17 protein-coding genes are annotated in these 12,798 nt (G+C 41.4%); 13 read left to right on the plus strand and 4 right to left on the minus strand.

Features of this window, described 5'->3' with window-relative positions:
* Both QZ158_RS06105 and QZ158_RS06110 read right to left on the minus strand, forming a co-directional pair.
* On the minus strand, nt 1–338 hold a 338-nt coding region (locus QZ158_RS06105; RefSeq protein ID WP_293886747.1), incomplete at its 3' end, for an alcohol dehydrogenase catalytic domain-containing protein.
* Nucleotides 339–627: 289 nt separating this feature from the next.
* Nucleotides 628–1,440, minus strand: coding sequence for a Cof-type HAD-IIB family hydrolase (locus QZ158_RS06110; protein WP_293886749.1), 813 nt, complete (start codon nt 1,438–1,440; stop codon nt 628–630).
* 253 nt (nt 1,441–1,693) lie between these two features.
* On the opposite strand from QZ158_RS06110, the gene QZ158_RS06115 reads away from it, so the two are divergent.
* From QZ158_RS06115 to QZ158_RS06130, 4 genes are all read left to right on the plus strand, one after another.
* On the plus strand, nt 1,694–3,115 hold the full coding sequence (locus QZ158_RS06115) for an NCS2 family permease (protein ID WP_293886751.1): 1,422 nt from the start codon (nt 1,694–1,696) through the stop codon (nt 3,113–3,115).
* A gap of 122 nt (nt 3,116–3,237) precedes the next feature.
* Nucleotides 3,238–3,687 carry a tRNA (adenosine(37)-N6)-threonylcarbamoyltransferase complex ATPase subunit type 1 TsaE gene (gene tsaE, locus QZ158_RS06120; RefSeq protein ID WP_293886753.1) on the plus strand — a complete coding sequence of 150 codons (450 nt, stop codon included), beginning with the start codon at nt 3,238–3,240 and terminating at the stop codon, nt 3,685–3,687.
* Nucleotides 3,688–3,689: 2 nt separating this feature from the next.
* Complete coding sequence (locus QZ158_RS06125; RefSeq protein ID WP_293886755.1) at nt 3,690–4,220, plus strand: GNAT family protein; 531 nt, start codon at nt 3,690–3,692, stop codon at nt 4,218–4,220.
* Nucleotides 4,220–5,389 carry an LCP family protein gene (locus QZ158_RS06130; RefSeq protein WP_293886757.1) on the plus strand — a complete coding sequence of 390 codons (1,170 nt, stop codon included), beginning with the start codon at nt 4,220–4,222 and terminating at the stop codon, nt 5,387–5,389. The genes QZ158_RS06125 and QZ158_RS06130 overlap by 1 nt, the downstream gene beginning before the upstream one ends.
* Nucleotides 5,390–5,438: 49 nt before the next feature.
* Here the strand turns inward: QZ158_RS06130 and QZ158_RS06135 are convergent, their stop codons facing one another.
* Entirely contained in the window at nt 5,439–5,735 is a 297-nt protein-coding gene (locus tag QZ158_RS06135) for a hypothetical protein (protein WP_293886759.1), read from the minus strand.
* 13 nt (nt 5,736–5,748) lie between these two features.
* Nucleotides 5,749–6,162: an HIT family protein gene (locus tag QZ158_RS06140; protein WP_293886761.1), complete on the minus strand. Its 414-nt coding sequence runs from the start codon at nt 6,160–6,162 to the stop codon at nt 5,749–5,751.
* 67 nt (nt 6,163–6,229) lie between these two features.
* Here QZ158_RS06140 and QZ158_RS06145 point away from each other — a divergent pair, with 67 nt between their 5' ends.
* The 9 genes from QZ158_RS06145 to QZ158_RS06185 all read left to right on the plus strand — a co-directional run.
* A complete protein-coding gene (locus QZ158_RS06145) occupies nt 6,230–6,961 on the plus strand; it encodes an ABC transporter ATP-binding protein (protein ID WP_293886763.1) in 732 nt (243 codons plus the stop codon).
* On the plus strand, nt 6,958–8,013 hold the full coding sequence (locus QZ158_RS06150; RefSeq protein ID WP_293886765.1) for an ABC transporter permease: 1,056 nt from the start codon (nt 6,958–6,960) through the stop codon (nt 8,011–8,013). Before QZ158_RS06145 ends, QZ158_RS06150 begins: the two co-directional genes overlap by 4 nt.
* Before the next feature lie 40 nt (nt 8,014–8,053).
* Nucleotides 8,054–8,848 (plus strand): cell cycle regulator CcrZ, encoded by a 795-nt coding sequence (gene ccrZ / locus QZ158_RS06155; protein WP_293886767.1) that lies wholly within the window; start codon nt 8,054–8,056, stop codon nt 8,846–8,848.
* The gene (gene trmB, locus QZ158_RS06160; protein ID WP_048688825.1) at nt 8,845–9,480 is read left to right on the plus strand and encodes a tRNA (guanosine(46)-N7)-methyltransferase TrmB; all 636 of its coding nucleotides are present in this window, start codon (nt 8,845–8,847) and stop codon (nt 9,478–9,480) included. Before ccrZ ends, trmB begins: the two co-directional genes overlap by 4 nt.
* 164 nt (nt 9,481–9,644) lie before the next feature.
* Nucleotides 9,645–10,133 carry a ribosome maturation factor RimP gene (gene rimP / locus QZ158_RS06165; RefSeq protein WP_293886776.1) on the plus strand — a complete coding sequence of 163 codons (489 nt, stop codon included), beginning with the start codon at nt 9,645–9,647 and terminating at the stop codon, nt 10,131–10,133.
* 45 nt (nt 10,134–10,178) lie between these two features.
* Nucleotides 10,179–11,324, plus strand: a complete 1,146-nt coding sequence (nusA, locus tag QZ158_RS06170) for a transcription termination factor NusA (RefSeq protein WP_293886770.1) — start codon at nt 10,179–10,181, stop codon at nt 11,322–11,324.
* A 10-nt stretch (nt 11,325–11,334) separates the two neighbouring features.
* Complete coding sequence (locus QZ158_RS06175; RefSeq protein WP_006596879.1) at nt 11,335–11,631, plus strand: YlxR family protein; 297 nt, start codon at nt 11,335–11,337, stop codon at nt 11,629–11,631.
* Entirely contained in the window at nt 11,624–11,923 is a 300-nt protein-coding gene (locus tag QZ158_RS06180; RefSeq protein WP_293886772.1) for a YlxQ-related RNA-binding protein, read from the plus strand. Before QZ158_RS06175 ends, QZ158_RS06180 begins: the two co-directional genes overlap by 8 nt.
* 16 nt (nt 11,924–11,939) lie before the next feature.
* The coding region (locus tag QZ158_RS06185; protein WP_293886774.1) for a translation initiation factor IF-2 N-terminal domain-containing protein at nt 11,940–12,798 on the plus strand (859 nt) is incomplete at its 3' end.

The following is a 12,798-nucleotide window of genomic DNA, read 5'->3' on the forward strand; positions in this document are numbered from 1 at the left end:
TAACCAGCATTTTTTACAGTACGGCAAAGGGTTTCGCGACCAGTTGTACAGTATTCACAAGTACCACATCCTTCGAAGAACCAAGCAACACTGACACGGTCACCAACTTTTAAACTTGTCACATCTGGAGCAAGTTCTTTAACAATCCCGATTCCTTCGTGTCCAAGAACACGGCCTGGAACTTTACCGAAGTCTCCGTGAGCAACGTGCAAGTCCGTGTGGCAGACACCACAGTATTCGATTTGAACAAGAGCTTCCCCTGTTTCTAATGGGCGCATCTCCTTGTTTGCAACGATTTCAACACCGGTACCTTCTGGATTTACAACAACAGCTTTCATAGTTTTCCTCCTCAAGAGCTTAGTTGAATTAGAGACGGTAATAAAACGAGAAGTAACATCACTTGAATCATTATCGTATGAAACGAGCTAGGCTCCTTTTTTATTTTTGCTATGTTAATTTCATCACAAACTTTATCAGTTAGCAAGCATTCACATAGAAAATTTTCTGAAAATAAACTTAACCAGTTAAATTGTTTTCAGAAAAAGTCTCTATAAGGTTCCGTATGTTTGAGAAAACAAAAAGCTTGAATCCTTTCTTGTAAAAGGTGATTCAAGCAATTCTCTTTATTTATAGGAAGAGTTTTTCTAGTTGACGAGCAACGCCGTCCTGATCATTTGTATACTCGGTTTGTTTATCGGCATAGGGGAGGAGAACAGGATTGGCGTTTTTCATTGCATAACCAGTTCCTGCGAAAGCCAACATGTCTGTATCATTTTGTTCGTCTCCAAAGGCGATAAGGTTTTTCCGATCAAGTCCGTAAGTCTCGAGGAGATAGTTGAGGGCAAAGGCCTTATTGACGCCTTTTGGAGCACATTCCAGAATGTTGAGGGGACCACCCCAGCTATTGATTTCTAGCTCGTGATGGTAGTAATCACGCATTTCTTCGGCTAAAGCATACTTATCTTCAGCGCGTGTTTGAAAGAGGATGGCGTTTGGGTTTTCGGTAACTTTACGAGCTTCGAATTTTGTTTTGGAGGAGATTTTAGAAACCCCAAATAAGGAGGGATCAATAGTATGGTGGTAAGTGTGGGTGACATAGAACTTATTGCGATACTCTCCAGCGATAAAGTCCGCCTGGATGTCATTTTCTCTCTCGACCATATCTAGGAGGTATTTTTTATCAAGGGTCATGGATAGTTCTTTTGACCATTTTTTATTTGGAATATGAGTGAGAGCGCCGTTAAAGTTAATCATGGGACTTTCCAATCCCAATTCCTTATAGATGTGATCTGCCATTCGATAGGGACGCCCAGTTGTAATAATGACCCGGTGACCTTGTTCACTGACTTTCTGGATGGTTTCAATCGTATAAGGCGATAATTTGCTCTCAGAATTTAATAAGGTGCCATCTAAATCGACAGCGATTAGTTTTTTATTCATAGGAAGATTCCTTTCATTTGTATGGTTTTTCTTACTCTAAATGAGGAGTATAGATGTGCTATATTTTAAGAAGAATGCTACCATTATACCAGATAAACAGGAAAATTTCAGTTTTTCGAATAGTAAATGATGTGGCACAAAAGATTATCCAGATGAATCTCTTGTAAAAGTGAATGATATTTGATAAAATATTTGTATTGTTCGTGATTGAGTCGCGAGCAGATTTATTTTTTTTAAGGAGTTTATTGGAAAAATGGATAAGTTTTTCAAACTATCTGAACACGGAACGACGGTTCGTACAGAGGTATTAGCTGGTTTAACGACCTTCTTTGCCATGTCTTATATCTTATTTGTAAACCCTCAAATGCTCTCCCAAACAGGAATGCCTGCTCAAGGAGTATTTCTGGCAACCATTATTGGGTCAGTCGTTGGGACTCTTATGATGGCTTTCTACGCGAACCTGCCTTATGCCCAAGCACCTGGAATGGGCTTGAATGCCTTCTTTACCTTTACAGTGGTATTTGGGATGGGCTATTCTTGGAAAGAAGCCTTGGGAATGGTCTTTATTTGCGGATTGATTTCCTTGGTTATCACATTAACTAATGTTCGGAAAATGATTATTGAGTCAATTCCAAATGCTTTGCGTTCAGCTATTTCAGCTGGTATCGGAATTTTCTTAGCCTATGTCGGAATTAAAAATGCTGGCTTGTTGAAGTTTTCAATTGATCCGCATACCTATACGGTGGCAGGAGAAGGAGCTGATAAAGCGAATGCAGCGATTACAGCAAATTCTGCAGCGGTCCCAGGACTTGTTAGTTTCAATAGTCCGGCAGTCCTTCTTGCCTTAGCTGGCTTAGCCATTACTGTTTTCTTTGTCATCAAGGGCATTAAAGGAGGAATTATCCTTTCTATCCTTACGACAACAATCCTCGCTATTGTGTTTGGCATTGTTGATCTTTCAACGATCGACTTTGGTAGTACCCATCTTGGAGCAGCCGTCAATGATCTTGGGAAAATTTTTGGTGCTGCACTTGGTTCAGAAGGATTAGGTTCCTTGATTACCAATACTTCTCGTCTTCCTGAAACCTTGATGGCTATCCTCGCTTTCTCATTGACAGATATCTTTGATACGATTGGTACCTTGATTGGAACTGGTGAAAAAGTTGGTATTGTTGCCACAAATGGTGAAAATCACCAATCCGCTAAATTGGATAAAGCCCTTTATTCAGACCTTGTAGCGACATCTGTTGGTGCCATTGCAGGTACTTCAAATGTGACGACTTATGTTGAGTCAGCTGCGGGTATCGGAGCTGGTGGACGGACTGGTCTGACAGCCCTTGTAGTAGCCCTCTGTTTTGCAGTGTCAAGTATCTTTAGTCCCCTTCTTGCTATCGTGCCAACTGCAGCGACAGCACCGATTTTGATCATCGTTGGGATCATGATGTTGAGTAGCTTGAAAAACATCCATTGGGATGATATGGCAGAAGCTGTACCAGCTTTCTTCACCTCTATCTTTATGGGATTCAGCTATTCCATCACAAATGGGATTGCAGCAGGTTTTATTACCTATACAGTAACCAAATTGGTCAAAGGTGAAGCCAAAGAAGTTCACAGTATGATTTGGATTTTAGATGCCTTGTTTATCTTGAACTTTATCAGTATGGCCTTGCATTAGAATGAACATAGAGGAAAGCTTGGACAAATAGCCCAAGCTTTTTTTGATTGTCTTAGGTGAGGCAGAAGGTTGATCGACTAAAAAGGTGGGCAAGAATCAATTATTTTTGGTATAATAGAGAAATGAAAAGTCAAAATGAACAAGAGTTGATTGCCCTTGGAAAACAGTTGGGTCAACGATTAGAAAAACAGGATGTCGTGATTCTGGCGGGAGATCTGGGGGCAGGGAAAACAACCTTTACAAAAGGCCTTGCTCAAGGGATGGGCATTCGCCAGATGATCAAAAGTCCTACTTATACTATCGTGAGAGAATATGAAGGCCGTTTGCCCTTGTATCACCTGGATGTCTATCGTATTGGAGACGATCCAGATTCGATTGATTTGGATGACTTTTTATTTGGTGAAGGGGTGACCGTCATTGAGTGGGGAGAATTGCTAGATACCAGTCTTCCTGCTGGATATTTAAAGGTTGAACTGCTTAAGGACGGTGATGGACGTGAGATACGCTTGTCAGCTGTCGGTGAACGTGCAGAACAATTAAAGGACTCATTTCTAACTTCTGTAGGAGCTTGAAGATGGAACAGATATTGGATCTCTTTTTGAAAGAGGCTGAGGCTTCGGATGCAGAGTGTTTACTCGACTTTTTTAAAGCTGTAGCGACTGAATCGGATTTTATGACCTTGGCTCCAGAAGGGCTTGGGATGACCAAGCAAGAGTTAGAAATCTTTGCTGAAAAACAAGCACAAACAGACAATCAATTATGTCTCTTATTATACTTGGGTGAGGATCTGGTAGGTGTCTTAAATATTGCAGCGGACCAAAACAGAGCCTTGCGCCATATTGGAGATATCTTTATCGTTGTTCGGAAGGCCTATTGGAATAAAGGCTTGGGTCGTATTCTTCTAGAAGAAGGAATCTCATGGGCAGAAGGTACCAACCTCCTTCGGAAGTTAGACCTCAGTGTCCAAGTTCGAAATGAACGGGCCATCCATCTCTACCAAACGCTAGGATTTGAAATTGAAGGTCTCCGCAAGAGAGGCGTATACAAGGAAGGGGAATATCTGGATGTTTACCTAATGGGCAAACTGATAGATGGACAGAATTAATGATTAAAAAAATTCTATTAATGTTTTTTAGTTTGTTAGCTGTAACGACAATAGGGATTGGAGCCTATGGGCTGACCATCCTCAATCAGTCAACAAACACGTTGAGTAAGACTTATAAAGGGATTGGCGATGAAAACAATGTCATCGCAGAAAACAAACCAATGACCATTTTGCTCATGGGGGTCGATACTGGATCAGGCTCACGAGAGGATCAGTGGGTAGGAAACAGTGATACCATGATTCTCGTGACAGTGAATCCACAGACGCGTGAAACAACGATTATGAGTTTGGAACGGGATATCTTGACCAATATTACGCAAGATGGAGAAACTGTCCAAGCTAAGCTAAATGCGGCTTATGCTCAAGGTGGAGCAGAATTGGCCATTAAAACCATCCAAGATTTGATGAATATTCATATCGACCGTTATGCGATGATCAATATGAAAGGTCTTGTTCAACTGGTTGATAAGGTTGGTGGCATCACAGTAAACAATCCATTTGATTTTGATATTTCAATCGAAGAAAATGAACCGGAATACACAGCAAAAATTCCACCTGGTCGTCAAGAGATTGATGGAGAACAAGCATTGGTGTATTCAAGGATGCGTTATCAAGATCCTGAAGGAGACTATGGTCGTCAAAAACGCCAACGAGAAGTCATTGAAAAGATCATCAAGAAAGTATTGACTTTGGATGGTCTGAGCAACTATCAAGGAATTATTAAAGCGGTTAGTGATAATATGCAGACCAATATCTCCTTGGATACGAATAGCTTGATGCACTTGATGGGCTATCGAGATGCCTTGAAGAACATCCGTATGGAACAGTTGAAAGGTGAAGATGCCACCCTAGCGGATGGCGGAAGTTACCAAATTGTTACTTCAGAACACCTGTTGAAGATGCAGAATATCCTGCGAAAAAGTCTTGGATTATCGCCTGTAAGAAAGCTCGAAACAAGTGCTGTTCTATTGGATAGCGATGAAGCTAGGGGTACTGATTCGTCAGAAAGTGGCGAAAGTCCAGTAGAGTCGAGTCAGAATACTGGTGGAGGCTATTACGATCCTTCCTATGCTCCGGAAACTTCTGTAAGTTCAGAAGCGGTGACACCATACCAACCGATAGTGCCTCCTTATACGGATACAACTGTAGCTGGTGTTGGAGGAAACTAAATTAAAAAATAAAAAGGTTTTGAGATAGCTATCTCAAAACCTTTTTTGGTTAGTCGTTCGTATTAGATTTCTCAGACCAAATAGTTTGGATTTGTTCTACAGAAGCGTTGGCTTGCTGAGAGAAGATCCTTGTTTTATAGGAAAAGTCTTCCAGTAATTGGTTTAAAAGGACTCGTTGCTCTTGGATGATTTCAATATTCTTTTTGATTTTTGAAACATTTGATTGGATTCCATCCGTTAGTTGTTTGGTTTCGTTGAATTCATTTTTCAGTGGTTCACGATGTTTAACAAGTTGATAGCTAATAGTTGCTCCAGTCGCGAACCAAAATAAATCTCTTAATTTCATAGTAAGCTCCTTTTTAATGGTTTGAAATTTCCTTGGCTAATTTGGCAAGATGGTCAAAATTAGGTTCGTGGGCAATGAAATCAATTTTTAGGTCGTCCTCTTGAGAGTAGCGTGGAAGAATATGGACGTGGGTGTGGAAGACAGACTGTCCTGCGATTTCTTCCATGTTACTAATGATATTCATTCCTTGAGGCTGTGTAGCACTTTCCACTTTTTTGGTGACTCTTGAAACGATGTTAAAAAGATCAGCAGTTTCATCTGGTGTCATTTCCAACAGATTACGGGCATGTTTTTTTGGAATCACAAGGGTATGGCCTGGAGTGACCTGAGAGATATCTAAAAAAGCAAGAAAATGGTCATCTTCGTAGACCTTAGAAGCAGGAATTTCTCCGGCAACAATCTTACAAAAAATACAATCCGAAACCATAAATGTACCTCAATTTCGCTAGATTTTGTTATAATATAAGAACATTATACCAGAAAGCTAAGAAAATATGTTAGAAATAAAAAACCTGACAGGAGGCTATGTCAATATCCCTGTCTTAAAAGATGTTAGTTTTGAGGTCGGTGATGGTCAATTGATTGGATTGATCGGCTTGAATGGAGCAGGGAAATCAACGACCATTAATGAAATTATAGGTCTATTGCGTCCCTATGCTGGCGAAATCCGGATCGACGGTTTGACTTTAGCTACTTCTCCAAGTGCTTATCGCCAAAAAATTGGTTATATTCCTGAAACACCGAGTCTTTATGAGGAGTTAACCCTGCGTGAGCATATTGAGACAGTGGCGATGGCCTATGACTTGGATCAGGAAGCAGTTTTTGCGTGTGTGACTCCTCTCTTGAAGCAATTTCGACTAGAGGAAAAATTAGATTGGTTTCCTGTCCATTTTTCTAAGGGGATGAAACAAAAGGTCATGATTGTTTGTGCCTTTGCTGTTGATCCAAGTTTGTTTATTGTCGACGAGCCTTTCTTAGGTTTGGATCCAGTTGCGATCTCAGATTTAATTCAATTATTGAAGGTGGAAAAAGAGAAGGGGAAATCTATTTTAATGAGTACCCATGTGCTGGATTCTGCTGAAAAAATGTGTGATGCCTTTGTCATCCTCCATAAGGGACAGGTCCGTGCTCAGGGGACTTTAGAGGATTTGCGGACAGAATTTGGAATGGCAGATGCCGATTTGAATGAAATCTACCTTGCACTAACAAAAGAGGCGGACCGATGATTGAAGTTTTACAAAAGAGGAAGACGACCTTTCGCAATCAGTGCTTAAAATATTCTCGCTATGTGTTTAATGATCACTTTGTCCTCTTTCTCCTGATTTTTCTAGGCTTTTTAGCGGTTCAGTACAGTCAGTTTTTGCGTTCCCTACCAGAAGATAAGAGCCTTCTCCTCCTTGTACTTGCCCTAGCTCCTTTACTTCTGCTTCCAGTTGGTTCCATCTCAACCTTTTGTGAGAAGCCGGACATGATTTTCCTCCTGGTAAAAGAAGAGGAATTGAAAGGCTATTTGAACCAACAGACCTTACGATCGACTATTTTCTGGGGAATTGTACAAACCTTTGTGCTTGTCCTGTTTGTTCCATTGGCTTTGGCTTTAGGACTGTCTTTGACCATTGTGGTGGTTTACTTGGTTGTTCTCTTTTTGTTGAAGGTTCTTATTTTTCAAGGGAAGGGGAAAAGATTCTATAACCAGGCGGGTCTTGATTGGAAACGAATCGTAGAGCTAGAAAACCAGAGAAAGCAAAGTATTCTAAGATTTTTCTCCCTTTTTACCACAGTAAAAGGAATGACCAACAGCGTGAAACGGCGGGCCTACTTAGACAGACTAACAAGTATGGTTCCGAAAGTCAGTGCTAAGACCTGGAACAATCTGTATCTCCGTTCTTATCTCAGAAATGGAGATCTGTTTTCCATGAGCCTGCGTCTATTAGGACTAGCAATCGCTGTCTTTGTCTTCATCCCGCAAACGCTAGTAGCAGTAGCCGTCGCGGGGCTCTTGAATTATTTACTTGTTTTTCAATTGCTCGGACTCTACAAGGCCTTTGACTATCAATATTTAACGCGACTCTTCCCCTTGGAAATCAGTGCTAAAACACGAGGGCTTCTTCAAACAGTTCAATCGGTGACTTTGTTTGTGGTTCTTGTCGAGGGAGGACTGGGATTACTGGTCTTTGAAGACAAACTTCTCGTCCTGGCCTTGCTAGCTTTCACAGGCTTTTTAGCCTATGGTTATGCACCTTTCAAGGTGAGACGATTAGTTGACGAAACGCTTTAAAATTAGTAAAATAGATGGGAAACTTTTTACGGAGGAAGAGATGGACTCGAACGAAAAAGAGCTAACGTTAACCCCAATTGCTGGTAAAAGCGGAAAAGCCTTTATGGGGACTTATCCAGATGGGGGGAAAGTATTTGTCAAAATGAATACGACTCCAATATTAGCAGGGTTAGCTAAAGAACAAATTGCTCCACAACTCTTATGGAGCCGACGCTTACCTGACGGAAATGTGATGAGCGCACAAGAATGGTTAAATGGAGAAATTTTAACTCCAAATGGGATGGGGAAAAAGCAAGTGGTTCATATCCTGACTCGTTTGCACCGCTCACGCCCCTTGATGACGCAATTGAGAAAGTTGGGCTACACAGCTGAATCGCCATTGGATTTATTGAATTCCTTGAGCGGTCAGTTGCCAATTGCTTTGCGTCAAAACAATTATTTGCAATCTGTATTAAAGAATTTACGACAGACTGTTCCAGCTTTTCGAGAAGATTATGCAACCATTGTTCACGGAGATGTCCGTCACAGTAACTGGATTGAAACGGACAGTGGATTTATCTACTTGGTAGATTGGGATTCTGTCCGCTTAACAGATCGGATGATGGATGTGGCTCATGTTTTAAGTCACTACATTCCAGATTCCCAGTGGCAGGATTGGTTGGTCTATTACGGCTATAAGTACAATGAAACTGTATTTGGTAAATTGTACTGGTTTGGTCAATATTCTTTCCTTTGTCAGATTGTAAAATACTATGAAAACAATGATTTAGAGAATGTGAACCGGGAAATTTATGCTTTGCGTAATTTCCGGTCAAAATATGGGAAGGAAGCATGAGAGTTAGAAACCGTAAAGGTGCAACCGAATTATTAGAAGCCAATCCGCAATATGTCATTTTGAAGCCAGAAGAAGCCAAAGGGAAGTGGCATGAGATTTTTGGGAATGACCATCCTATTCATATTGAAGTGGGAAGTGGTAAAGGAGCCTTTATCACTGGAATGGCCAAACAAAATCCAGACATTAACTATATCGGGATTGATATTCAAAAATCAGTATTAAGCTACGCTTTGGATAAGGTGTTGGAAGCTGACGTTCCCAATATCAAGTTGCTTTGGGTGGACGGAGATAGCTTGACCAATTACTTTGAAGACGGTGAGATTGATCAATTGTATCTCAATTTTTCGGATCCTTGGCCGAAGAAACGCCATGAAAAACGTCGTCTAACCTACAAGAGCTTCTTAGATACCTTCAAACAGATTTTGCCAGAGCATGGGGAGATTCATTTCAAGACGGACAATCGAGGACTCTTTGAATACAGTTTGGTGAGTTTTTCTCAGTATGGAATGACCTTGAAGGGTGTCTGGCTAGATCTTCATGCTAGTGATTTTGAGGGAAATGTCATGACCGAATATGAAAAGAAATTCTCAAGTAAGGGTCAGGTCATTTATCGGGTTGAAGCACAATTTTAAAGTCTAGTTAGGGATCAACGTCTCCTGAAAAGAAGGCGTTTTTCTTTTGGATAAAAGCTGGATGAATGAGGAAGGCGAAATCCTTGCATTTCGACGGAACTTGTGCTAGAATATTTAAAACGAATAGAAAAGGAGAGGCGAAGACATATCTTCGCCTCTTGTCTGTGAGGAGGTGTTGTCCTATCGCAACAATTGTTGAATTAGTAACCGAAATTCTTCAACCAGCCATCCAAGCTCCATTTGAATTGGTGGATGTGGAATATGGAAAGATGGGAGGAGATTATGTTCTAAGTATCTTTGTTGATAAGCCAGGTGGTATTACCCTGAATGATACAGCAGATTTAACAGAAGTGATTAGTCCTCTGTTGGATCAGATTCAACCAGATCCATTCCCAGAACAGTACTTCCTAGAAGTGACGAGTCCTGGTTTGGAGCGTCCCTTAAAAACCAAAGATGCAGTGGAAAAAGCTCTGGGTCAATATATCCATGTCAGCTTGTACAAGGCAGTTGACAAACAAAAGGTCATTGAAGGAACACTCCTTAAGTTCGAAGATGACCAATTGACCATGGAATACATAGACAAAACCAGAAAGAAAACCATTGAAATCCCCTATAGTCTTGTCTCAAAAGCAAGACTAGCTGTCAAATTATAGCAGAAAAGAAAGGAAGGCTCTTAGTAGCCTAAGAGCAAGAAAAGAATGAGTAAAGAAATGCTAGATGCTTTTCGCATCTTGGAAGAAGACAAAGGAATCAAAAAAGAAGATATCATTGAAGCTGTCACAGAATCATTGCGTTCGGCTTATCGGAGACGGTATGGTCAAGCTGAGAGTGCCGCTATCGAATTTAATGAAAAGACTGGTGACTTCCGCGTTTATACTGTTCGTGAAGTAGTGGATGAAGTATTTGATAGCCGGTTAGAAATTAGCTTGAAAGATGCTCTTGCGATTAGCTCTGCCTATGAATTGGGAGACAAAATCAAATTTGAAGAAGCACCTGCTGAGTTTGGCCGTGTCGCAGCCCAATCTGCCAAACAAACCATCATGGAAAAAATGCGCAAGCAAACTCGTGCGATTACCTATAACACTTATAAAGAACATGAAAATGAAATTATGAGTGGAACGGTTGAGCGTTTTGATAATCGCTTTATCTATGTAAATTTAGGGTCTATCGAAGCTCAATTGTCTAAACAAGACCAAATCCCGGGTGAAGTCTTCCAATCTCATGATCGCATCGAAGTCTTTGTCTACAAAGTAGAAGACAATCCTCGTGGGGTCAACGTTTTCGTAAGTCGTAGCCATCCAGAAATGATCAAACGTTTGATGGAACAAGAAATCCCTGAAGTCTATGATGGAACCGTTGAAATCATGAGCGTGGCACGTGAAGCTGGAGACCGGACCAAGGTGGCTGTTCGTAGCCATAATCCAAACGTAGATGCGATTGGAACCATCGTTGGTCGTGGTGGATCGAACATCAAAAAGATTACTAGCAAGTTCCACCCAGCACGTTATGATCAGAAATTGGATCGTATGATCCCAACAGAAGAAAATATTGATGTCATTGAGTGGGTTCCAGATCCAGCAGAATTTATCTACAATGCCATTGCGCCTGCTGAGGTCGATCAAGTCATCTTTGATGAAGAAGACAGCAAGCATGCCCTTGTGGTAGTACCAGATAGCAAGCTATCTCTTGCGATCGGTCGTCGTGGTCAAAACGTGCGCTTGGCGGCTCACTTGACAGGCTACCGGATTGATATCAAATCAGCTAGTGAGTACGAAGAAATGGAAGCAAGTCAAGAACCTGCTTTTGAAGAAGTAGAAAGTGATTTGAATTCTGTAGACGAATAGGGAGGAAATCATGGTAAAGACTAGAAAAATCCCTTTACGCAAGTCTGTCGTTTCAAATGAGGTCATCGATAAACGAGATCTCTTGCGAATCGTAAAAAATAAAGAAGGTCAAGTTTTTATCGATCCAACTGGGAAAGCAAATGGTCGTGGTGCTTATATCAAGCTCGATAACGAGGAAGCACTTCAAGCCAAGAAGAAGAAAGTCTTCAATCGCAGCTTTAGCATGGAAGTGGATGAAGCTTTCTACGACGAATTGATTGCTTATGTGGATCACAAGGTGAAAAGAAGAGAGTTAGGCCTTGAATAAGCAAAAAGTCATTAATTTATTGGGATTGGCTCAACGAGCAGGGAAAATCATCTCTGGAGAAGAGTTGGTCATCAAGTCTGTTCAAGAAGGAAAGGCTCGTTTGGTCTTTCTAGCAGATGATGCAGCTCCCAATCTTACCAAAAAAATCACAGATAAATGCCACTATTATGGCGTTCCGGTATTAACCGTGTTTTCAACACTAGAATTAAGTACTGCCATTGGTCGCTCACGAAAGGTAGCGGCCGTGACAGATGCTGGATTTTCAAAGAAAATGAGGTCTCTTATGGAATAGAAGAGGAGGACAGCAATTGTCTAAGAAAAGATTGTATGAGATTGCCAAAGAACTAGGCAAGGAAAGTAAAGAAGTCGTCACACGGGCGAAAGAATTAGGGTTGGAGGTAAAGAGTCACGCTTCTAGTATCGAAGGTGAAGCGGTTGAGCGTTTGGTCAATAGTTTTGCATCAAAGGCGCCCCAAACTCCTAAAGTGACGGAAGAAAAACAAGTAAAAGTTGCACCGGTTGTAAAAAAACCTGTTGCAAACCAACCAGAAAAGACAAGGGAAACAGTGGCAGCACCTGTTGTGAAGCCAAAGAGTCGTAATTTCAAGGCAGAACGTGAAGCCCGTGCGAAAGAGCAGGCGGAACGTCGTCAACAACAAGGAAATCGACCTAAGAAACAACAAAACGACCGTCGGGATGGGGATCGTTTCCAAAATCGTAATGAGCGAAAAAATCAAGGAAATGACCGCCGAAACCAAGGGAATGATCGTCGCCGTGACCAAGCTGGCAACGGTCAAGGACGTCCAAATCCTGTAAATGGCGCTCCGAAGATTGATTTCAAAGCCCGTGCAGCAGCATTAAAAGCAGAGCAAAATGCGGAATATGCACGTGGTAGTGAAGAACGTTACAAGCAAAACCAGGCAGCCAAGGTAGAGCAAGACCGTCAACAACGTCGTAAGCGCGAAGAGGCAGTTGCGACTGAAGTTGTCGCTCCACAACCAAAGATAGAAGCAGCGAAGGCAACTCCGGTAGCGACTCCAAGTCCTGCAGCAGTTGATACACGTCGTAAAAAGCAAGCTAGACCAGACAAAAAACGTGAAGATTTTGATCGCGAAGAAGATGGTCCAAGAAAACAACAAAAGAATCGAAGTAGTCAAAACCAAGTGA

This window comes from Streptococcus sp. A12, assembly GCF_905372335.1.
In the GTDB taxonomy this organism is placed as follows: Bacteria; Bacillota; Bacilli; order Lactobacillales; family Streptococcaceae; genus Streptococcus.

What these genes read in the sequence shown, in the direction of transcription:
- QZ158_RS06110 (WP_293886749.1), bottom strand. Translation starts at nt 1,440, where the DNA reads ATGAATAAAAAACTAATCGCTGTCGATTTAGATGGCACCTTATTAAAT.
- trmB (WP_048688825.1), top strand. Translation starts at nt 8,845, where the DNA reads ATGAGAGTTAGAAACCGTAAAGGTGCAACCGAATTATTAGAAGCCAAT.
- QZ158_RS06150 (WP_293886765.1), top strand. Translation starts at nt 6,958, where the DNA reads ATGATTGAAGTTTTACAAAAGAGGAAGACGACCTTTCGCAATCAGTGC.
- nusA (WP_293886770.1), top strand. Translation starts at nt 10,179, where the DNA reads ATGAGTAAAGAAATGCTAGATGCTTTTCGCATCTTGGAAGAAGACAAA.
- QZ158_RS06125 (WP_293886755.1), top strand. Translation starts at nt 3,690, where the DNA reads ATGGAACAGATATTGGATCTCTTTTTGAAAGAGGCTGAGGCTTCGGAT.
- QZ158_RS06175 (WP_006596879.1), top strand. Translation starts at nt 11,335, where the DNA reads ATGGTAAAGACTAGAAAAATCCCTTTACGCAAGTCTGTCGTTTCAAAT.
- QZ158_RS06135 (WP_293886759.1), bottom strand. Translation starts at nt 5,735, where the DNA reads ATGAAATTAAGAGATTTATTTTGGTTCGCGACTGGAGCAACTATTAGC.
- QZ158_RS06130 (WP_293886757.1), top strand. Translation starts at nt 4,220, where the DNA reads ATGATTAAAAAAATTCTATTAATGTTTTTTAGTTTGTTAGCTGTAACG.
- QZ158_RS06145 (WP_293886763.1), top strand. Translation starts at nt 6,230, where the DNA reads ATGTTAGAAATAAAAAACCTGACAGGAGGCTATGTCAATATCCCTGTC.
- QZ158_RS06115 (WP_293886751.1), top strand. Translation starts at nt 1,694, where the DNA reads ATGGATAAGTTTTTCAAACTATCTGAACACGGAACGACGGTTCGTACA.
- QZ158_RS06140 (WP_293886761.1), bottom strand. Translation starts at nt 6,162, where the DNA reads ATGGTTTCGGATTGTATTTTTTGTAAGATTGTTGCCGGAGAAATTCCT.
- ccrZ (WP_293886767.1), top strand. Translation starts at nt 8,054, where the DNA reads ATGGACTCGAACGAAAAAGAGCTAACGTTAACCCCAATTGCTGGTAAA.
- tsaE (WP_293886753.1), top strand. Translation starts at nt 3,238, where the DNA reads ATGAAAAGTCAAAATGAACAAGAGTTGATTGCCCTTGGAAAACAGTTG.